Origin of the sequence: Xanthomonas sp. CFBP 8443 (assembly GCF_025666195.1) — a bacterium.
Classification (GTDB): Bacteria; Pseudomonadota; Gammaproteobacteria; order Xanthomonadales; family Xanthomonadaceae; genus Xanthomonas_A.
Window position 1 is genome coordinate 2,008,243 of record NZ_CP102592.1, and the last position, 21,146, is coordinate 2,029,388.

Sequence of the window (21,146 nt, forward strand, 5' to 3'; positions counted from 1 at the left end):
GCCGCGTAACGCCTGCGAGCCTTTCCGAGTCCCGAGTCCCGAGTCCCGAAAAAATGAAACTCTGGTCCATCCAAGGCAACTCCCAGAAACTCGACGGCGGCGCGATGTTCGGCAACGCGCCCAAGGCGATGTGGCAGCAGTGGGCCGAGCCCGATGACGGCAACCGCATCGCGCTGGCCTGCCGCGCACTGCTGGCGCGGCCGCTGGCCGGCAAGACGGTGCTGTTCGAGACCGGCATCGGCGCGTTCTTCGCGCCGGCGCTGCGCGAGCGCTACGGGGTCCAGGAAGACCGCCACGTGCTGCTGGATTCGCTGCGCGAGGCCGGCGTGGCGCACACCGACATCGACGTGGTGGTGCTGAGCCATCTGCACTTCGACCATGCCGGCGGATTGCTGGCGCCGTGGCGCGAAGGCGCGGCGCCGGAACTGCTGTTTCCGAACGCGCGCTTCCTGGTCGGCGCGGCGCACTGGCGACGCGCGTTGCAGCCGCATCCGCGCGACCGCGCCAGTTTCATTCCGGAATTGCCTGGCCTGCTCGAGGCCAGCGGCCGCCTGGAGCTGGTCGACGGCGCGCATTCGCACGCGCTGGGCGAGGCGGTGCGCTTCCGTTTCAGCGACGGGCATACTCCGGGGCTGATGCTCGCCGAGATCGTCGGCGCGCAGCAGGCCGATGGCCAGACGCATGGCGGCGTCGCGTTCTGCGCCGACCTGATCCCGGGACGCTCGTGGGTGCATGTGCCGATCACGATGGGCTACGACCGCAACGCCGAGCTGCTGATCGACGAGAAGCGCGCGTTCCTGGAGGACGCGCTGGCGCGCAACGTGCACCTGTTCTTTACCCATGATCCGGATTGCGCGCTGGCGCAACTGGCGCGCGACGCCAAGGGCCGGTTCGTCACCACCCACGAACTGGCGACGCTGCAGGCAAGGTCGCTGGCGGGCTAGGGCGGTTGCCACGATTGGCGCAGGCCACGTTGCCGTGCCCGGCGCTCAGGCAGCCGCGCGCGAGCTGGTTGCCAGTCACAAGCCGCACGCGGTCGCTTGGTGCGCGCACGCCGACCCGAAAGGCCGCGCCTGGGCGCGTACGGACGGCATCAGCGCCTGATCGCCTATCGGCATGCGTTCCCTCGCCCTGTCTTGCGCGTACGCGCCCCAGCATCGCGGCGCGGCCCATCCCGATCGCGTCGATCAGCCCCACGCGCCGCGCATTCCCGCTGGCGGCTGAAAGCCCGCCGCGCAGCGCTTGCAGCCGTCATCGCGGCCGGCCAGTATCGCCGCATGAACAACCTGCCTGCCGCCTTGCGTTGCCTGCTTCTCGCCTGCCTGATCGTCGGCGGCTGCGCCTCGCGCTCCGAGGACGCCACCATGCCGCCGATCCGACTCAACCAGGTCGGCTACCTGCCGGCCGCCAGCAAGCTCGCGGTGGTGCCCGATGGCCACGGCGAGGCATTCGCGGTCGAACGCGCCGACTCGGGCAAGGTGGTGTTGCGTGGCACGCTCGGCGCCGCGGCGACTTGGGCGCCGGCACAGCAGACGGTGCGCATCGCCGACTTCTCCACGCTGCGCGCGCCGGGCCGCTATCGCCTGCGCGTGGACGGACTGCCGCCGTCGGACAGTTTCGCCATCGGCGCCGATGCCTACGAGGCGGTGACGCGCGCGGCGCTGAAGGCCTACTACTTCAACCGCGCCAGCACCGCGCTGCCCGGCGAGTACGCCGGCCGCCACGCGCGCGCGGAAGGGCACCCGGATACGCATGTGCTGGTCCACGCCTCGGCGGCCTCGCCCGGGCGTCCGGCCGGCACCGCGATCTCCGCGCCGAAGGGCTGGTACGACGCCGGCGACTACAACAAGTACGTGGTCAATTCCGGCATCAGCGTGTACACGCTGCTGGCCGCCTACGAACAGTTCCCGGCCTATTTCGCCGCGCACAAGGAGGGCATTCCGGACAGCGGCGACGGCGTGCCGGACATCCTGCGCGAGGTCGACTGGAACCTGCAGTGGCTGCTGGCGATGCAGGATCCCGGCGACGGCGGCGTGTACCACAAGCTGACCAACCTGGACTTCGGCGGCATGCAGATGCCCGACCAGGCCAACGCGCCGCGCTACGTGGTGCAGAAGAGCACCGCGGCCACGCTCGACTTCGCCGCGGTGATGGCCCAGGCCAGCCGCATCTACGCACCGTTCGACGACCGCTTCGGCGGCGTGTCCAAGCGCATGCTGCAGGCCTCGCGCCGCGCCTGGGCCTGGGCGCAGGCGCATCCGGACGCGATCTACCGGCAGCCGGCGGACGTGCACACCGGCGGCTACGACGACGCCAAGCTCGACGACGAGTTCGCCTGGGCGGCCACCGAGCTGTACCTGGCCACCGGCGAGGACGCGTTCTACGACGCGGCGATGGCGCGCAACGTGCCGGCCAGCGTGCCGAACTGGGGCTCGGTGGGCGGACTGGCGTGGATGTCGCTGGCGCAGCACCGCGCGCGGCTGACGCCGCACGCGGACCAGGCGCGCATCGCCCGCGAGATCGACGGCGTGGCCACGCACCTGCTGCATGCCTGGCAGGGATCGGCATGGAAGGTGGCGATGGCCCCGGCCGACTTCCACTGGGGCAGCAACAGCACCGCGCTGAACCAGGCGATGCTGCTGTTGCAGGCGTACCAGCTGGAGCGCAAGCCGGAGTACCTGCAGGCCGCGCAGTCGCAGCTGGACTACGTGCTCGGGCGCAACCCACTGGGCATGTCCTTCGTCACCGGCATCGGCGCGCGCTCACCGCTGCACATCCACCATCGCATCTCCATCGCCGACGGCGTCGCCATGCCGGTGCCGGGCCTGCTGGTCGGCGGCCCGCAGCCGGGCCAGCAGGACGCCAAGGAGTGCAAGCACGCCTATGCCTCGACGCTGCCGGCGCTGTCCTACCTGGACGCCGAGTGCAGCTACGCGACCAACGAAGTGGCCATCAACTGGAACGCGCCGCTGGTGTACGTGAGCGCGGCGCTGCAGGTGCTGCAGCGCTGAGTGCGTGCGCGGTCGCCGGCCTGGCTGGCGACGGCGCGCCGCTGCTGCCGCGACCGGGCCTGCAAGCGCATTCGATTCAGCTCCCTACAGTTGTCGGAGTATCTGTAGGAGCGACTTCAGTCGCGACAAGCGAAGCGGCGATCTTCCCGGCTTCGGAAGCAGTCGGGGCTGAAGCCCCTCCCACAGTGCACCGGCTGGCTATCCGAAGGTCGTTGTGGGAGCGACTTCAGTCGCGACGAACGAAGCGGCGATCTTTCCGGCTGCGGAAACGTTGGGGCTGAAGGCCACCTGCAGAGCGCCCAGCCAGCGATCCGGAGGTTCTTGTGGGAGCGACTTCAGTCGCGACGAGCGAAGCAGTGATCTTCCGGCTGTGGAAACCGCAGAGGCTGAAGCCCACCTGCAGCACTCAATCAGCTATCCGAAGGTCCTTGTAGGAGCGACTTCAGTCGCGACGAGCGAAGCGACGATCTTCCCGGCTTCGGAAACCGTCGAGGCCGAAGCCCCCTCCCACAGTGCGCCCAGCTGACTATTCGAACGGCATTGTGCAGTCGGGACTGAAGTCCCTCCCACAGGGGTCCCTCCCACAGTAGGTCCGGCACGCCATGCCGCGCCAACGCCAACGCCAATGCAGAAGCGCCCGCACTTGGTCCCGGGCCCAACCGCCCGAGCTCAGCCGACCCGGGTGCCGAAGATGCGGTCGCCGGCGTCGCCCAGGCCGGGCAGGATGTAGCCCTTGTCGTTGAGGTGGTCGTCGATCGCGGCGGTGTAGACCTCCACGTCCGGGTGCGCCGCCTCCAGCGCCTTCAGCCCTTCCGGCGCGGCGACCAGGAAGATGCCCTTGATCCGCCGCGCGCCGGCGCGCTTGAGCATGTCCACGGTGGCGATCAGGGTGCCGCCGGTGGCCAGCATCGGGTCCAGGATCAGCGCGTCGCGTTCCTCCAGGCGGCCGGTGAGGCGTTCGAAGTACGGCACCGGCTGCAGCGTCTCCTCGTCGCGCTGCAGGCCGACCACGCTGACCCGCGCCGCCGGGATCAGCGCCAGCACGCCGGGCAGCATGCCCAGCCCGGCGCGCAGGATCGGCACCAGGGTGATCTTGGCGCCGGCGATGCGCTGCACCTGGGTGGGGCCGGCCCAGCCCTCCATCGTATGCGTCTCCGTCTCCAGGTCGGCGGTGGCCTCGTAGCCGAGCAGGGTGCCCAACTCGGTGACCAGTTCGCGGAAGCCCTTGGTGCTCAGCGCGGCATCGCGCAGCAGGCCGATCTTGTGCTGCACCAGGGGATGGCGGACTTCGACGATCTTCATGGGGGCGCTCGCGACGGGGTTGCGCACAGTGTGCCGCAGCGGGCTTGGCGGCCGCCAGCGGCTGCGTGTCACTAGCACGCAACGTGTCGGAAATATGTTGTTTCCCCATTCTTAACGTGAAATGGGGATCGGCTTCCGTGCATACCAAGACTCCGCTGTTCGTGGCGATCGCGTTCGGCCTCAGCGCGGCCTGCGCCGCTCCCGGCGCACAGGCCGCCGCCGCCGATGCGGCGACCGACCTCGATCGGGTCGAGGTCCGCCCGCAACTGGAGGCCCAGGCCCGCGCGGTGGACCTCAAGCGCGAGTCCGATGCGATCCTGGACGCGGTCTCGGCCGACGAGGTCGGCGACTATCCGGACCAGAACGTGGCCGAGTCGCTGCAGCGCCTGCCCGGGGTCAGCGTCACCCGCGACCAGGGCGAGGGCCGCTTCGTGGTGGTGCGCGGGCTGGACGCGGCGCTCAACAGCGTCAGCGTCGACGGCATCGCCATCGGCACGCCGGAGAGCGACAACCGCGCCGCGCCGATGGACGTGATCCCGTCCGAATCCACCGAGCGGCTGAAGGTGGTCAAGTCGCCGACTCCGGACATGCCGGGCGATGCGATCGGCGGCGCGATCTTGGTCGAGTCGGCCTCGGCATTCGACCGCAACGGCCGCAGCATCCGCGCCAAGCTCGAGGCCAACCACCAGCAGCTCAGCGACAAGACCAGCCCCAAGGCCTCGTTCAACTACAGCGACCTGTTCGCCGACGACACGTTCGGTGTGGCGCTGGGGCTGAACTACCAGGACCGCCAGTTCCAGTCCGACAACACCGAAGGCGAGTACGACGCGATCGACGGCGGCGACCTGGTCATGGTCGAGCAGCAGCGCCGCAAGTACCACATCGACCGCAAGCGCATCGGCGCCAACCTCAACCTGGACTGGCATCCGGACCAGGACAACCGCTACTACCTGCGCACGCTGTTCAGCAGCTTCGAGGACGCCGAGACCCGGCAGAACACGGTGATCGCCTTCGATGCCGACGACATCCAGGGCAACGGCGACGGCACCTACGCGGCGCCGGTCGACGAGATCTCCAAGCGGGTGCGCTACCGCACCAAGCAACAGGACACGCTGGCGGCGAGTTTCGGCGGCGAGAACCGCCTGAGCGGCGCGGTGCTGGACTACCAGGCCGGCTACACCAAGACCCGCGAGCGGGTGAACGACGAGAAGGAAGCGCGCTTCGAGTACGACGGCGACGATCTCGACGCGACCATCGACCAGAACAAGCGGATGCCCGCCATCGGCTTGTCCAGCGACGACTGGGTGTCCAACGACGACTACGCATTCGACAAGTTCGTGCTCTCGCCCGGCCGCACCGACGACGACGAGTACAGCGCCAAGCTCAACGTGCGCTTCGACGGCGACAACGCCAGCTACAAATTCGGCCTGCTCGGGCGCTGGCGCGACCGCGACGTCGACAAGGACGAGCGCGAGCTGTCCGAGGGACCGGCCATCGACCTGGCCGACTGGACCGTGGCGCTGCCGCAACACCGGCGCAACAGCCTGGGCCAAGCGCTGAGTTCCTCGGCATTGCGCCGCTACTGGGCGCAGGACGGCAGCCAGTACAGCGCCGACGACGGCGATGTCGGCAGCAACGCGGTGGGCGCGCTGGCGGAGGACTACGTCGCCAAGGAAGACGTGCTGGCCGCCTACGCGATGGGCACCTGGGACATCGGCGCGTTGCGGGTGATCGCCGGCGTGCGCGTGGAGAACACCCAGTTCAGGGCCAGCGGCAACCAAGTCGATCTCGCCGACGACGGCGAATCGTTCGCGGCCAGCGCGTTGCAGGCCAGCAGCAGCTACACCAACGTGCTGCCGGGCCTGCACCTGCGCTGGAACGGCGGCGACGACTGGTCGCTGCGCGCGGCGCTCAACAAGACCGTCTCGCGCCCCGGCTTCGGCCAGATCGCGCCGCACGCGACGATCAACAACGACGACGAGGAAGTGGAGCTGGGCAATCCGAACCTGGATCCCTACGAATCGACCAACCTCGACCTGTCGTTCGAGCGCTACCTGGGCAAGACCGGCATCGTCTCGCTGGGCCTGTTCCACAAGTCGATCGATGGCTACATCGTGGACACGGTGATCGACGACGATCCTGCCTTCGCCGGCTACGACGTCGCGATGGCGATCAACGGCAAGAGCGCCAAAGTCTACGGCGCCGAGTTCAACTGGCAGCAACAGTTCGCGTTCCTGCCGGACGGCTGGAACGGACTGCTCGGCGGGGTCAGCGGCACCTGGCTGCATACCGAGTTCGATCCGGGCCTGGAGGATCGGCAGGGCGAGGACTTCGCGCTGCCGCGCGCCTCCAAGAACGTCTACAGCGCCTTCCTCGGCTACGAACGCGACGGCTTCTCGACCAGGCTCTCGGCGGTGTACCGCAGCGACTACCTCGACGAACTGGGCAAGGCCCGCGACTACGATATCTTCGTGGCCCCCAACACCCAACTCGACTTCAGTCTCGACTACCAGGTGACCGACACCGTGCAGCTGTACTTCGACGCCTCCAACCTGCTCGACAAGCCACTGGAACGCTACCAGGGCACGCGCACGCATACCCAGCAGTACGAGGAATACGGCCGCACCTTCGCCGTCGGCCTGCGGGTGAAGCTGTGACGGGCGCGCAGCCGACGCTGCGCCTGGCGGCGATCACGCTGATCTGCGGGCTGGTCGCGGCCTGCGCCAATACGCCGCCGGCCGGCACCGCGCCGGCGGCCGACCGCGAGCCGGACGAGGGCGCGCAACACGACCCGTTGCTGAGCGCGGCCAATTTGCCGCACACCGTGATTGCCGAAGCCTTCCTCACCGCGTCCACCCCGGCCGACAACCTCGATTCGCCGGCCAGCTGGACCACGCCGCAGGGCCAGCGTTGGGTCATCACCACCGCCAAGAAGAGCGGCGAGCTGGTGGTGTTCGATGGTGCCAGCGGGCAGCGCCTGCGCACCGTGGGCGGCAAGGGCGTCGCGCCCGGACAGATGGACCGACCCAACGGGATTGCCGTGGTCGGCGATCTGGCGCTGGTGGTCGAGCGCGACAACCATCGCGTACAGGCGTTCGCGTTGCCCGGTTTCGCCTCCGTCGCGCTGTTCGGCGCCGAGGACCTGAAGAAGCCGTACGGGCTGTGGGCGCGGCCGAAGGACGGCGGCATCGAGGTCATCGTCAGCGACAACTACATGCTCGGCGCCGACGAGGAAACCGTGCCGCCGCTGGCCGAACTGGGCCAGCGCTTCCGCCGCTACCAGCTGCGCAAGCAGGGCGACGCCTGGAGCGCGACGCTGACCCAGACCTTCGGCGAGACCTCGGCGGCCGGCGCGATCCGCATCGCCGAATCGGTGTTCGCCGATCCGGCGCACGACCGCCTGCTGCTGGCCGAGGAAGACGTGGCCACGGGCACCCGCCTGCGCGAATACGGCCTGGCCGACGGCAGGTATCGCGGGCGCGACATCGGCGCGGACCTGTACAAGGCGCAGGCCGAGGGCATCGCTTTGCTGAGCTGCGCGGACGGCAGCGGCTACTGGATCGGCACCGACCAGTTCAAGGACCGCAGCCTGTTCCACGTGTACGACCGGCAGACGCTGGCGCATGTCGGCGCCTTCGCCGGCAAGGTCACCGCCAACACCGACGGTGTGTGGCTGGATCAGCGCGGCGACGCGCGCTTCCCGCAGGGCGTGTTCTACGCCCTGCACGACGACCAGGCGGTGGCCGCGTTCGATTGGCGCGACATCGCGCGCAGCCTGCGCTTGAAGGAGTGCGCGCGGTGAGCGGCGATGCCGGCGCAGGGCAGCCCCTCGCGCCGGCACGGACTCAGGACGCCAAGCGGTAGAGCAGGAACACCGCCAGCGCCAGCAACGCCCAGCAGCCCAGGCCCAGCGCCATCACCGCATCGTCGCTGGCGATCAGGCTGCCGCTGGCGTTGCGGTAGAACAGCGGACTGCCGTGGCCGCGCTTGCCCGGCCGGCGCGACGGCTGGTCGCGCCGGGTCTCGGCACGGATCCAGCCCAGCGACAGCAACGGCAGCAACAACCGGCCGCTCCAGTAGCCGAACAACTGCGCGACGAGTTCGAACAGCGGCCGGGCGATCGACTCGGCCAGTGCTTGCAGCACGCCTCGGTCAGGCCGCCGCGGCCTGCGCCAGCCGGGGACCCTCGCGTAGCGCACGGCCGATCAGTCCGACCAGCAGGTCCAGCTCGTCGCTGTCCATGCCGAAATGCGGCGTGAAGCGCAGCGAGTTCTCGCCGCCGTGGATCACGTTGACCCCGTGCTGGCGCAGCCATTCCTCGGTGGAACCGGCGCCGTAGCACTTGAACTGCGGCGCCAGCGCGCAGGAGAACAGCAGGCCGGTGCCCTGCACCTGGGTGATCAGCCCGCCGAGTTCGGCCTTGAGCTTCTCCAGTTTCTGCACCGCCTCGGCGCCGCGCGCGCGGATGTTGTCACGCACCTGCGGGGTCAGCTGCGCCAGCGTGGCGCTGGCCACGTCGAGCGCGCGCGGGTTGCTGGTCATGGTGTTGCCGTAGGTGCCCTTGCGGTACAGCTGCGCGGCGTGCTCGGTCACCGCCAGCACCGACAGCGGGTACTGCGCGGCGTTGAGCGCCTTGGAATAGGTCTCCATGTCCGGCGGATCGAGCTGCTCGAAGCCGGGGTAGTCGACCACCGACAGCACGCCGTGGGCGCGCAGCCCGGCCTGGATCGAATCGACCAGCAGCAGGCTGCCGTGGGCGCGGGTCAGTTCGCGCGCGGCGGCGTAGAACGCCGGCGGCAACGCGCGGCCCGGGTCGCCTTCGCCCATCACCGGCTCCAGGAACACCGCCTCGATGAACCAGCCATGCTGTTCGGCCTCGGCGAACGCGCGGCGCAATGCGTCCACGTCGTAGGGCGCGATCGCGATCACCGAGTCCTCGCCGCGATAGCTGGCCAGGTGCTGCACGTAGGCCTTGCGGCTGGAATCGGAATACAGCCCGGGACGGTCGGTGCGGCCGTGGAAGCTGCCCTTGACCACCAGGCGTTTGATCTTCGCGCCGGCATGGCGCGCGCCCGGGTCGGTCTGCAGCTTGGCGTTGATGTCGGCGATGCGCGCGGCCAGGCCCACCGCTTCGGAGCCGGAGTTGAGGCACATGAACTTGCTGTACGGGCAACCGCCGCGCTGCTGGCCGATCTCGGCGCGCAGCGCGCGGTCGAAACGCAGCTGCGACACGCTCGGGGTCATCACGTTGGCCATCGCCTGCGGCCGCGCCATCGCCTCCAGCACCGCGTCGGGGGTGTGGCCGAAGCCGAGCATGCCGTAGCCGCCGGCGTCGTACAGCACCGCGCCCTTCAGCGTGACCACCCACGGCCCGCGTGCGGCCAGCGCGACGTACGGGGTCACCGCGTCGTCGGCGTAGAAATTGACGAAGCCGGCCTGCAGCGTGCGGATCTGCTCGGCCTCGTCCAGCTCCAGCAGCTCGGCGAACTCCTGCGCCAGACGGGCATGCTCGGCCGCGGCGGCGTCGATCGCGGCGCCCAGCTGCGGATGCGAGGCAGCCAGGCGCGCGATGCTGGCATCGTCCAGGCCGGCGGTCAGGCGGTCGCCGGCATGGGCGCGCAGCGGGGCGAGGGGGCCGAGTACGGTCATGCGGGATCTCCTGGAGGCGGGTCGTGCAGTGATAGACCTTCTATTATCGGGACCGGATCGTCGGTTGGCAGAGTTGATTTGTGCAGGAAATCGGATAATTTCGTCGATTCGACGAAATCCGGCCGCGCATGAAGATCACCCCCTCCGACGAACGCCTGCTCTCGCTGCTGCGCGAGGACGCCCGCGCCTCCACCGCGCAGATCGCGCGCAAGCTCGGCCTGTCGCGCACCACCGTGCAGAGCCGGATCGAGCGGCTGGAGCGTGAGGGCGTGATCTGCGGCTACACGGTGCGCACCCGCGACGACTTCGAGCAGGGCCATCTGCGCGCGCACATCCTGATCACCGTACTGCCGAAGAAGATGACCTCGGTGGTCAAGGCGCTGCGCGAGATCGACGAGGTCCGCGTGCTGCATTCGGTCAGCGGCTCCTACGACCTGATCGCGCTGGGCGTGGTGCCGGGCGTCAACGACATGGATGTGCTGACCGACCGCATCGGCGCGGTGGACGGGGTGGAGCGCACGACCTCGTCGATCATTCTTTCGACGAAGTTCGAGAGGTGAGGGGGGCGGGACTGGGGACTCGGGACTCGGGATTTCGCGAGTTCGGCGCATTTGCGCTTTCTGTGGGAGGGGCTTCAGCCGCGACGCTTTACCGATAATGCGTCGGGGCTGAAGCCCCTCCCACAGAAAAGCGGTTACGCCGGAGCCGCAAAAAGCCACTTTTTGTGCAAAAAACGCGCTTTTTTCATCAAACCGCTTGACAGCGATTTGCCCCGGAACATCATCCTGCAGTCCCGAGTCCCGAGTCCCGAGTCCCGAGTCCCGGCCTCCCAGCTACAATGTCCGGCCACCTATTCCGCGACCCGCCGGCTTTGAAGAAGTCCGATTTCCGCTACGACCTGCCCGAGGAACTGATCGCGCAGGCGCCGCTGGCCGAGCGTTCGGCCAGCCGCCTGTTGCTGGTGCCGCCGGCGCCGGCGCCGTTCGAAGACCGCCAGATCCGCGAGCTGCCGCAGCTGCTGCGCGCCGGCGACCTGCTGGTGTTCAACGACACCCGGGTGATTCCGGCGCGCCTGTTCGGCAACAAGAGCAGCGGCGGCCGCGTCGAGATCCTGATCGAACGCCTGCTCGGCGGCCAGCGCGCCCGTGCGCAGTTGGGCGTGAGCAAGTCGCCCAAGGCCGGCGCGCGCATCGCCCTGGACGCCGGCGGCGAGGCCGAGGTGCTGGACCGCGACGGCGAGTTCTACGTGCTCCAATTCCACGTGTCCGACACGCTGGAGGCGTGGCTGCAGCAGGCCGGACGGCTGCCGTTGCCGCCGTACATCCGCCGCGAGCCAGGGCTGGACGACCGCGAGCGCTACCAGACCGTGTTCGCGCGCGAGGCCGGTGCGGTCGCCGCGCCGACCGCCGGCCTGCACTTCGATGCGCCGTTGCTGGAGGCGCTGCGGGCGCGTGGCGTCGGTTTCGGTCACGTCACCCTGCACGTGGGCGCCGGCACCTTCCAGCCGGTGCGGGTGGAGGCGCTGGACCAGCACGTGATGCACCGCGAATGGCTCAACGTCGGCGCCAGCCTGGTCGAGCAGGTGCGGCGCACGCGCGCCGCCGGCGGCCGCGTGATCGCGGTAGGCACCACGGTCGTGCGCGCGCTGGAGAGCGCGTCCAAGGACGGTGAACTCCATCCTTTCGCCGGCGAAACGCAGATCTTCATCCTGCCCGGCTACCGCATCCGCAGCGTCGATGCGATGGTCACCAACTTCCATCTGCCGGAAAGCACGCTGCTGATGATGGTGTCGGCCTTCGCCGGCCGCGAGCGCATCTTCGATGCCTATCGCCACGCGATCGCGCAGCGCTACCGCTTCTTCAGCTATGGCGATGCGATGTTGTTGTGGGGCCGGGAGTGGGGATCCGGGAGTGGGGATCCGTAACGGCGGCACGACCTGGCGTCTGCTTTTGGCACGCCGATCGGCTCGTGTCACGACATTGCGCAACAGCGCTCGGCTGCAAGCTGCACGTCCGGCAACCTCGATCGCGCAGGATTGTGACGGGCGACATGCCGCGTCTTCTTGCGTAGACGATGCCGTACGGCGTTGGGGGATGGGCGCGCGCATCTCGTCTTGATGAGTGGAGCTTGCGCTCCGGATGTCCCGATGAGCGGGACATGTCATCACTCAAAGGACGGTTCCCATGAAGAAGAAACCCACAGATCTGCTGCTTGCCGCGTTGCTGATGAGCCTGGCGGCAGCCTCGGCGCAGGCGCAGACCCCGGCCGTGGGCGGCGGCAAGTTTCCGGCCAAGCGCATGCTGCTGGAGGCGGACATGCCGCGTACCGACGCCCAGGGCCGCCGGCTGTACGCGATCAACCTCAATCCGTTCGTGCTGCAGGAGACCGAGCGGCTGTACGCCAAGACCAGTCCCGCCGACTTCCGTAGCATCGATCCGGCGATCCGTCCGCACCAGAACAGCAAGGGTATGGTGCATTTCGCCGACCAGATCGCGAGGATGCCGGGGGTGAAGATCGAGCGGGTCCTGTCGACTGTTTCCAACACCGTCTATGCATGGATGCCGGAACGCGTGGCCGCGCAGCTGGCACGGATCGAGTACGTCGTGTCGGTGCGTGGGGTGGAGGCGTCCGCGGCGACCTTCTCGGCCGCAGGCGATATCGTCAATGGCGCCGAGATCGCCTCGTGGGCCTTGCCGTACACCAACACCAACGACGCCATCACCACGTCCAACCCGTTCTATCTGCTGGACGCGGTGCTGGACAACCCGCCGCATCCGGAACTCAATGTCGTGTACCGGCAGGATTCGCCGTCGGCCACAACTAATCCGCTGCACAGCACCGCCGTGGCCGGGTTGGTCGGCGCCAGGCAGAACGGCCAGCTGCTGCGCGGAATCAATCCCGGCCAGCCGATTAAGGCGTTCGGCTTGAACGACTTGAACGAGGATACCGTCGCCAATGCGCTCGACGCGGCTACGCGCTACGCCGACGGAATCGGCGAGTTCGCCGTATTGAATATGTCGTTCAACACCTATCCCGGATCGGCCAACTGGTTCGCATCGAGTCAGAAGTGGGGCCGCAGGATCCGCGCCGCCAGCAACCGCTTCTTCATCACCCAGTCGGCGGGCAATGCCTACACCAATGGGCGATCTCCGCTGGAGACCGATGCCTGCAAGCTCGCCTACAACGCTGCGGGCACGGCCCGCGACATGGACGGCATCGTCGTGGTCGGCGGCCTGCAGCGCGACGGCTCGCGTTTCGGCGGCGCGGAGAACAGCGCGCAGTGGGACGGATTCGCAAGCGGTTCCACCGTCGGTCCCTGCATCGAAGCCTGGGCGCCGGCGCACGAGATCACCAACCTGATCTACAGCGGCGGCATCGAGGCGGTGTCCGGCACCTCGTTCGCCGCGCCGATCGTGGCGGCGATCGCGTCGCGCTACGGCGACAGCCAGACCCGGCCGATCGAGCGCGAGGCCTACATCAAGGCCGGCCTGGCCGCCACCGGCTACAGCGAAGCCGGATTGCCGCTGAAGAAGGTGCAGTACGTCGCGCCTGCCCAATTCAACATTCCCAAACGCCTGCCGGTGACGGCGGCGACGTCGCCGACCAATTTGGCCAACCTGGCGTCGCTGTACGACGGCAAGTTCTTCAGCGACGTCGATTACTGGAATGCGCAGACCAATTGGGGCAGCGTGACCCTGGACCTGGGCCAGATGCGCACGGTGACCGGGGTGCGGATCACCGTGCGCACCGCGGCCAGCGAACTGGCCGGCTCGGCGCAACCGATCGACTTTGCGGTGTCGTCTGGCGTTCCCGGCCCGGTGTTCGGTGGCGGCAGCGGCGGCGGACAGGTCAGCTACGCCGCGCCGGTCTACTACACCGAGGCCGATCAATCCGATGTGGCGCCGGTCTATATCGCGCTGAGCGGCGGTGCACGCTACCTGAAGATCGAGGCCAACAATCCGTACTCGTGGCTGGCGTATTCGGAAATCGAGATCTACGGTTACTGATGGCGCAAACGGGTGCCGGCGCCGGGACGGGTCGGCACCTACGCGGTGCCGGCGCTGGCGATCGACCGAAAGCCGGGCGTCCGTGGCGGCAGCGCGACCCTTTCGCCAACAAAGACTAGGACGAAACGGGGCTTGCCAGGTCGCCAGGCACCGGTCCGAGCCTCGGCGCTCCGGCAATGCGACAATAGCCGGCTAGCCGACTTCCGTCCGACCATGTCCCGATTGCAGTTCCAGCTCGACACCACCGACGGCGCCGCGCGCCGCGGCCGCCTGACCTTCCCGCGCGGGACGGTGGAAACCCCCGCGTTCATGCCGGTCGGCACCTACGGCTCGGTCAAGGGCGTGCTGCCCGAGCAGATCCGCGCGCTGGGCGCGCAGATCATCCTCGGCAACACCTTCCACCTGTACCTGCGGCCGGGCCTGGACGTGATCGGCGACCACGGCGGGCTGCACGGCTTCGCCCGCTGGGACGGCCCGATCCTGACCGACTCGGGCGGCTTCCAGGTGTTCTCGCTGGCGCACCGGCGCAAGATCAGCGAGCAGGGCGTGACCTTCGCCTCGCCGACCGATGGCGCCAAGGTGTTCCTGGGGCCGGAGGAGAGCATGCGGATCCAGAAGGTGCTGGATTCGGACATCGTGATGATCTTCGACGAATGCACTCCGTACCCAGCCACCGAGGACGTGGCGCGGCGCTCGATGGAGCTGAGCTTGCGCTGGGCGCAACGCTCGCGCGATGCGCACGACGGCCTGGACAACGACGCGGCGCTGTTCGGCATCGTCCAGGGCGGCGTGCACGCGGACCTGCGCACGCGCTCGATCGAGGGCCTGCAGGCGATCGGCTTCGACGGCTACGCGATCGGCGGACTGGCGGTGGGCGAGCCGGAGCACGAGCGCAACGCGATGCTCGAGCACCTGCATCCGCGCCTGCCGGCCGACCGCCCGCGCTACCTGATGGGGGTAGGGCGGCCGGAGGACCTGGTCGAGGGCGTGGCCCGCGGCGTGGACATGTTCGATTGCGTGATGCCGACCCGCAACGCGCGCAACGGCCACTATTTCACCTCGTTCGGCACCGTGCGCATCCGCAACGCCCGCTACGAGCGCGACCTGGACCCCATCGAGCCGGGCTGCGGTTGCCACGCCTGCAGCGGCGGCTATACCCGCTCCTATCTGCGCCATCTGGACCGCTGCAACGAGATGCTGGCGCCGATGCTGGGCACCCTCCACAACCTCTGGTACTACCAGAAGCTGATGGCCGAGATGCGCTCCGCGATCGCGGCGGGAACCTTTGCCCAGTTCCGGCGGTCCTTCTATGCGGCGCGCGGCGCGGAAGCGACACCACTGCCCTCGGAGCGCTGATCAAGCCCCTCTCCCCCCGGGAGAGGGGTTGGGGTGAGGGTACGGGCGAAGCCTGGCGGGCATCGAAAGCACACGAGGCTGCGCCCGTACCCTCATCCGCCGCTGCGCGGCACCTTCTCCCGGGGGGAGAAGGGGGGGGCTGCGGCCTGCTTCAGTAAGTGGCGGTGGCCTGTCGTAGCAGGAATAAGCCCCTCTCCCCTCGGGAGAGGGGTTGGGGTGAGGGTACGGGCGCAGCCTCGCGGGCATCGCAGGCACACGAGGCTGCGCCCATACCCTCATCCGCCGCTGCGCGGCACCTTCTCCCGAGGGGAGAAGGGAGGGCGCGACGGTCGTTCCGGGGGCAAGGGGAGATCGTGGCATAATCGGCGGCTGCTTGCCGCCCCCGGCGACAAACCAGCGGTCCGTGCCCAACGGCGACGGGCTGCCCAAACCATAGGACACACCGATGAACCCGCTCGATTTCCTGATTCCCGTGGCCCAGGCGCAGACCGCCGGCGCCGCTCCCGCCGCCGGTGGCGGCATGCAGATGTTCCTGCTGCCGATCATCCTGATCGCGGTGATGTACTTCGTGATGATCCGCCCGCAGATGAAGCGGCAGAAGGAGCACAAGTCGATGCTGGACAAGCTTAGCCGCGGCGACGAGGTCATCACCTCCGGCGGCGTGGCCGGCGTGGTCACCGACATCGGCGACAACTTCATCACCGTGGAAATCGCCGACAACGTGCGCATCCGCGTGCAGAAGGGCGCCATCGGCAACGTGCTACCCAAGGGCACGCTGAAGTCCGCCTGATCCATTTCTCTTACTGCTAGGCGCGGCGCCGGCGTGGCGTCGTGCGGGGTCCTGCAATGCTCGAGTTTCCGCGCTGGAAGTATTTCCTCATCCTGATCGTGCTGGCGTTCAGTGCGTTGTACGCACTGCCCAACGTGTATCAGAAGGACCCCTCGGTCCAGATCACCGCCAGCCGCGGCGGCCAGCTCGACGCGGCCCTGCGCGAGCGGGTCAGCGCCGACCTCAAGGCGGCCGGGATCACCCCCAAGTCGGTGGCCAACGAAGGCGACAGCCTGATGGTGCGCCTGCCGAGCCTGGAGGCGCAGACCCGCGCCAACGACATCCTGCGCCAGCAGGTGGGCGAGAACTACACGGTGGCGCTGAACCTGGCCTCGACCGTGCCGGAGTGGCTGTCCAAGATCGGCGGCAAGCCGATGGTGCTGGGCCTGGATCTGGTCGGCGGCGTGCATTTCGCGCTGCAGGTGGACCAGAAGGCGGCGCTGGACAAGCGCCTGGACGCGTTCGCCGAGGACATCCGCACCACGTTGCGCGACAACCGCATCGCCTACCGCGTGGTCGAGCGCCGCGCCGACAACGGCATCCAGGTCGGCCTGGGCGAAGGCGCCGATGCCGACGCCGCGCGTGCCGCGCTGGCTAAGGCGCAGCCGACGCTGAGCTATGCCGTGTCCGGGCAGACCATCGCGGTGACCGTGCCCGACGCCGAGCTCAAGCAGATCGCCAGCGGCGCGATCGAGCAGAACCTGATCACCCTGCGCAACCGCGTCAATCAGCTCGGCGTGTCCGAGCCGACGATCCAGCGTCAGGGCGAAGACCGCATCGTGGTCGAACTGCCGGGTGTGCAGGACACCGCCGAAGCCAAGCGCATGATTGGCGCCACCGCCTCGCTGGAGTTCCGTGCGGTGGTCGACGGCAACGCCGAAGACGCTGTGCGCACCGGCACCATTCCGCCGGAGGCCAAGGTCTACCGCTTGCGCGACAGTGGCGCGCCTGTGCTGCTCAACAAGCGTGCCCTGGTGACCGGCGACCAGATGGTCGCCGCCGCCGTCAGTACCGACCAGAACGGCCTGCCGGCCGTGGCGGTCACGCTCAACAACGTCGCCGGCCAGCGCATGTTCGACTACACCAGCGCCAACACCGGCAAGCTGATGTCGGTGGTCTATATCGAGCGCATTCCCACCGTCACCGTGGTCGACGGCAAGGAAGTGCGCAGCGTGCGGGTCAAGGAAGAGGCGTTGTCGCCGACCCGCATCGCCGGCGTGTTCGGCAAGAACTTCCAGACCACCGGTCTGGAAAAAGCCGAAGCCGAGAACCTGGCCAAACTGCTGAAGTCCGGCTCGCTGGCCGCGCCGATGGACTTCGTCGAGGAGTACGTGATCGGTCCGAGCCTGGGTGCGGAGAACGTCGAGCGCGGCGTCACCGCGGTGATCTACGCGTTCCTGTTCACCCTGGTGTTCTTCGGCGTGTACTACCGCATGTTCGGCGCCATCACCTCGGTGGCGCTGCTGATGAACCTGCTGATCGTGGTCTCGGTGATGTCGCTGTTCGGCGCCACCATGACCTTGCCCGGCTTCGCCGGCCTGGCCTTGTCGGTCGGCCTGTCGGTGGATGCCAACGTACTGGTCAACGAACGTATCCGCGAGGAGTTGCGTCTGGGCGTACCGCCCAAGTCGGCGATCGTCGCCGGTTACGAGAAGGCGGGCGGCACCATTCTCGACGCCAACCTCACCGGCCTGATCGTCGCCATCGCGTTGTATGCGTTCGGCACCGGACCGCTACGCGGTTTTGCACTGACCATGATGATCGGCATCTTCGCCTCGATGTTCACCGCGATCACCGTGTCGCGCGCGCTGGCGACGTTGATCTACGGCCGCCGCAAGAAGCTCAAGTCCGTCGCCATCTGATGCGAGTCCCTCGCAATAGCCCGCACATCCAGGTGCGGGGCAGGAAATGCGAGTCCTTCGCAAGAGCCCGCACAGCCATGTGCGGGGTCCAAATTATGAAGAGCATGTCTCCATGAAAATCTTCCCGCTTCATCTGATCCCGAACGACACCAAGATCGACTTCATGCGCTGGCGGCGCCCGACCCTGGTGCTGATGCTGGTGCTGGCGGTGGCCTCGCTAGGGGTGATCTTCGCCAAGGGCTTCAACTATGCGCTGGAGTTCACCGGCGGCGCGCTGGTGCAGACCAGCTTCCAGAAGCCGGTGGACATCGACCACGTGCGCGAGCAGCTGGCCACGGCCGGCTTCGAGAACGCGCAGGTGCAGAACGTCGGCAGCGGCAACGAGGTCGTGATCCGCCTGCAGCCGCAGGGCGAGCACAACAACGAGGACGTGGCCAAGAGCCTCGCCGAGCGGGTGCACAAGGCGGTGGACAGCGCGCAGAACCCGGCGACGGTGAAGCCGGGCGAGTTCGTCGGCCCGCAGGTCGGCAAGGACCTGGCGCTGAACGGCGTCTACGCGACGGTGTTCATGCTGGTCGGCTTCCTGATCTACATCGCGTTCCGCTTCGAGTGGAAGTTCGCGGTGGTGGCGAGCCTGACCGCGCTGTTCGACCTGCTGGTGACGGTGGCCTACGTCTCGCTCACCGGCCGCGAGTTCGACCTGACCGTGCTGGCCGGCCTGCTGTCGGTGATGGGCTTTGCGATCAACGACATCATCGTGGTGTTCGACCGCGTCCGCGAGAACTTCCGCAGCCTGCGGGTGGAGCCGGTGGAAGTGCTGAACCGCTCGATCAACCAGACCCTGTCGCGCACCGTGATCACCGCGGTGATGTTCTTCCTGTCGGCGCTGGCGCTGTACCTGTACGGCGGCAACTCGATGGAAGGCCTGGCGCTGACCCACATGATCGGCGCGGTCATCGTGGTGGTGTCCTCGGTGATCGTGGCGGTGCCGCTGCTGTCGATCGGCCCGTTCCAGGTCACCAAGCAGGACCTGCTGCCGAAGGCCAAGGATGTGGAGGCGCTGGCGCGCAGGCCCTGAGTGGCCGGGATTGGGGATTTGGGATTCGCAAAAGCGGGTTCCCGGTTCCGTAACGAAAAAGCCGCGCATCTGCGCGGCTTTTTCGTTTTGGGGAGAGTAGGTGGTCAGCGATGGGGTGCCGCTCTTGCGAATCCCCAATCCCAACTCCCCAATCCCGGCCCCATCAAAACTTCGCGTCGAACTCCGCCGCATACCCGGTGTTGACGATCAGCTTCTGCAGGGCGTCGCTGACCTTGATGTTGCCGGCCACGATCTGGAACTGCGGGGCGCCGCGGTCGTCGATGCGGCCCGGGGTGGCGCCCTTGAAGTCGGTGATGCGGCCGCCGGCCTCGCGCACCAGCAGCACGCCGGCGGCGATGTCCCAGGCCTTCACGCCGGCCTCGAAATAGGCGTCGGTGCGGCCGCAGGCCACGTAGGCCAGGTCCAGCGCGGCCGAGCCGGTACGGCGGATGTCCTCGGCCTGCACCATCAGCGCGTCCACGCACTTGAGCTGCGCGGTGGTGCGCTTGCGCTCGCGCGGGGCGAAGCCGGTGTTGACCATCGCCCCATTCAGGTCCTTGCGCTCGCTAACGCGGATGCGGCGGTCGTTGAGCACCGCGCCGTTGCCGCGGCTGGCGGTGAACAGCTCGTTGCGCAGCGGGTCGAAGATCACCGCGTCGATCGGCTCGCCGTTCTCGACCAGGGCGATCGACACGCAGTAGTGCGGGAAGCCGCGCAGGTAGTTGCTGGTGCCGTCGAGCGGGTCGATCACCCACATGTAGCGGCCGCCGCCCTGCACGCCGCCTTCCTCGCCCATCACCCCGTAGTCGGGATAGGCGCGGCGCAGTTCCTTGATGACCACCTTCTCCGCGTCGGCATCGACTTCGCTGGCGTAGTCCATACGGTCCTTCTGCACCACGTTCAGCGCTTCCAGCCGGTTGATATGGCGCAGCAGCACGTTGCCGGCGAGGCGGGCGGCCTTGACCATGACGGTGACGGCGGGTTTTTGCATGGCAACGGCTCCCGAGAGGGCGGAGAAGGATCTGGCGGAGGAAAAGAACAGTCCGGCGCGAAGACCGGCCGCGCAGTTTACCATCTACGCCCCGTTCGCTCCGCATCTTCCTGCCATGACCGCTTCTGCCCACATTCGCTTCGTTCTGGTCGGTACCCAGCACCCCGGCAATATCGGGGCCGCGGCGCGGGCGATGAAGACCATGGGCCAGGCGCGGCTGGTGCTGGTGGCGCCGGAGCGCGCGCTCGACGAGGACGCCTACCGGCGTTCGGCCGGTGCCGAGGACGTGCTGCAGCAGGCGCCGGTGCTGGCCACCCTGGCCGAGGCGGTGGCCGATTGCCGGCTGGTGCTCGGCTGCACCGCGCGCAGCCGGCGGGTGTCGCTGGAGGAACTGTTGCCGGCGGACGGCGCGCAGCGGCTGGTCGCCGCGGCCGCCGAACAGGCCGAGGTGGCGCTGGTGTTCGGCCGCGAGCGCACCGGCCTGACCAACGAGGAACTGCAGCTGTGCCATGCGGCGGTGCACATTCCCTCCGACCCCGCGTTCAGCTCGCTCAATCTGGCCGCGGCGGTGCAGGTGCTGGCCTACGAACTGCGCCTGGCGCAGCTGCGCGGCGCGGAACCGGCGCCGGCGCCGGACCCCGGTTTCCGCGAGACACCGGCCAGCCACGCGCAACTGGAAGGCATGTTCGGGCAACTGGCCGAGACGCTGGACGACATCGACTTCCACAAGGGCCGTGCGCCGGATTCGGCGATGCGCAAGCTGCGCCGGCTGTTCCTGCGCAACGCACTGACCGAGCAGGAAGTGCGGCTGCTGCGCGGGATCCTGTCCGACGCGCAGCGCATGGCGCGCCTGGCCGGGCAGGCGCGCAGCTAATTCGGGACTCGGGACTGGGGACTCGGCAGAGCAGGGATTTCGAGTCCTTGGTGGCGGGTCGCTTGTCGTGGTGCATGGGACGTTCGCTTCCTTGCCGTGCCATGACCACCGAGTCCCGGGTCCCCAGTCCCGCGTCCCGGCTTCACAAGCTGTCACCGGATCACGCTTTCGGCTAGGCTTATAGCCT

General features: G+C 68.3%; 16 protein-coding genes. 12 read left to right on the plus strand and 4 right to left on the minus strand.

The annotated features are described in order from the left end of the window. Window positions 1-53 precede the first annotated feature (53 nt). Together NUG20_RS08560 and NUG20_RS08565 are read left to right on the plus strand one after the other, a co-directional pair. Window positions 54-944, plus strand: coding sequence for an MBL fold metallo-hydrolase (locus NUG20_RS08560; protein WP_263397925.1), 891 nt, complete (start codon window positions 54-56; stop codon window positions 942-944). Window positions 945-1,277: 333 nt separating this feature from the next. Further along, a complete protein-coding gene (locus NUG20_RS08565) occupies window positions 1,278-3,011 on the plus strand; it encodes a glycoside hydrolase family 9 protein (RefSeq protein ID WP_317852738.1) in 1,734 nt (577 codons plus the stop codon). Window positions 3,012-3,680: 669 nt separating this feature from the next. On the opposite strand, the gene upp is transcribed toward NUG20_RS08565, so the two are convergent. Further along, the gene (gene upp, locus NUG20_RS08570; RefSeq protein WP_263397926.1) at window positions 3,681-4,313 is read right to left on the minus strand and encodes a uracil phosphoribosyltransferase; all 633 of its coding nucleotides are present in this window, start codon (window positions 4,311-4,313) and stop codon (window positions 3,681-3,683) included. A 137-nt stretch (window positions 4,314-4,450) separates the two neighbouring features. Here upp and NUG20_RS08575 point away from each other — a divergent pair, with 137 nt between their 5' ends. Both NUG20_RS08575 and NUG20_RS08580 read left to right on the plus strand, forming a co-directional pair. Beyond that, complete coding sequence (locus NUG20_RS08575) at window positions 4,451-6,970, plus strand: TonB-dependent receptor (protein WP_263397927.1); 2,520 nt, start codon at window positions 4,451-4,453, stop codon at window positions 6,968-6,970. A 41-nt stretch (window positions 6,971-7,011) separates the two neighbouring features. Then, window positions 7,012-8,115: a phytase gene (locus NUG20_RS08580; RefSeq protein WP_263398426.1), complete on the plus strand. Its 1,104-nt coding sequence runs from the start codon at window positions 7,012-7,014 to the stop codon at window positions 8,113-8,115. A 43-nt stretch (window positions 8,116-8,158) separates the two neighbouring features. On the opposite strand, the gene NUG20_RS08585 is transcribed toward NUG20_RS08580, so the two are convergent. Further along, window positions 8,159-8,458, minus strand: coding sequence for a hypothetical protein (locus tag NUG20_RS08585; protein ID WP_263397928.1), 300 nt, complete (start codon window positions 8,456-8,458; stop codon window positions 8,159-8,161). Between the two features lie 7 nt (window positions 8,459-8,465). Next, window positions 8,466-9,962 (minus strand): aminotransferase class III-fold pyridoxal phosphate-dependent enzyme, encoded by a 1,497-nt coding sequence (locus NUG20_RS08590; RefSeq protein ID WP_263397929.1) that lies wholly within the window; start codon window positions 9,960-9,962, stop codon window positions 8,466-8,468. 128 nt (window positions 9,963-10,090) lie between these two features. On the opposite strand from NUG20_RS08590, the gene NUG20_RS08595 reads away from it, so the two are divergent. The 7 genes from NUG20_RS08595 to secF all read left to right on the plus strand — a co-directional run bounded on the left by NUG20_RS08595 (window position 10,091) and on the right by secF (window position 19,094). Next, complete coding sequence (locus tag NUG20_RS08595; RefSeq protein ID WP_263397930.1) at window positions 10,091-10,522, plus strand: Lrp/AsnC family transcriptional regulator; 432 nt, start codon at window positions 10,091-10,093, stop codon at window positions 10,520-10,522. A 278-nt stretch (window positions 10,523-10,800) separates the two neighbouring features. Then, the gene (queA, locus tag NUG20_RS08600; protein WP_263397931.1) at window positions 10,801-11,886 is read left to right on the plus strand and encodes a tRNA preQ1(34) S-adenosylmethionine ribosyltransferase-isomerase QueA; all 1,086 of its coding nucleotides are present in this window, start codon (window positions 10,801-10,803) and stop codon (window positions 11,884-11,886) included. Between the two features lie 259 nt (window positions 11,887-12,145). Further along, a complete protein-coding gene (locus tag NUG20_RS08605) occupies window positions 12,146-13,969 on the plus strand; it encodes a S8/S53 family peptidase (protein WP_263397932.1) in 1,824 nt (607 codons plus the stop codon). Between the two features lie 213 nt (window positions 13,970-14,182). Then, a complete protein-coding gene (gene tgt / locus NUG20_RS08610) occupies window positions 14,183-15,325 on the plus strand; it encodes a tRNA guanosine(34) transglycosylase Tgt (RefSeq protein ID WP_263397933.1) in 1,143 nt (380 codons plus the stop codon). Window positions 15,326-15,770: 445 nt separating this feature from the next. Beyond that, window positions 15,771-16,115, plus strand: coding sequence for a preprotein translocase subunit YajC (gene yajC, locus NUG20_RS08615; RefSeq protein ID WP_263397934.1), 345 nt, complete (start codon window positions 15,771-15,773; stop codon window positions 16,113-16,115). Window positions 16,116-16,171: 56 nt separating this feature from the next. After that, window positions 16,172-18,016 carry a protein translocase subunit SecD gene (gene secD / locus NUG20_RS08620; RefSeq protein WP_263397935.1) on the plus strand — a complete coding sequence of 615 codons (1,845 nt, stop codon included), beginning with the start codon at window positions 16,172-16,174 and terminating at the stop codon, window positions 18,014-18,016. A gap of 112 nt (window positions 18,017-18,128) precedes the next feature. Then, on the plus strand, window positions 18,129-19,094 hold the full coding sequence (gene secF / locus NUG20_RS08625) for a protein translocase subunit SecF (RefSeq protein ID WP_263397936.1): 966 nt from the start codon (window positions 18,129-18,131) through the stop codon (window positions 19,092-19,094). 163 nt (window positions 19,095-19,257) lie between these two features. On the opposite strand, the gene NUG20_RS08630 is transcribed toward secF, so the two are convergent. Continuing rightward, on the minus strand, window positions 19,258-20,085 hold the full coding sequence (locus NUG20_RS08630; protein ID WP_263397937.1) for an inositol monophosphatase family protein: 828 nt from the start codon (window positions 20,083-20,085) through the stop codon (window positions 19,258-19,260). Window positions 20,086-20,200: 115 nt separating this feature from the next. On the opposite strand from NUG20_RS08630, the gene NUG20_RS08635 reads away from it, so the two are divergent. Further along, complete coding sequence (locus NUG20_RS08635; RefSeq protein ID WP_263397938.1) at window positions 20,201-20,959, plus strand: RNA methyltransferase; 759 nt, start codon at window positions 20,201-20,203, stop codon at window positions 20,957-20,959. The last annotated feature ends 187 nt before the right edge of the window (window positions 20,960-21,146 follow it).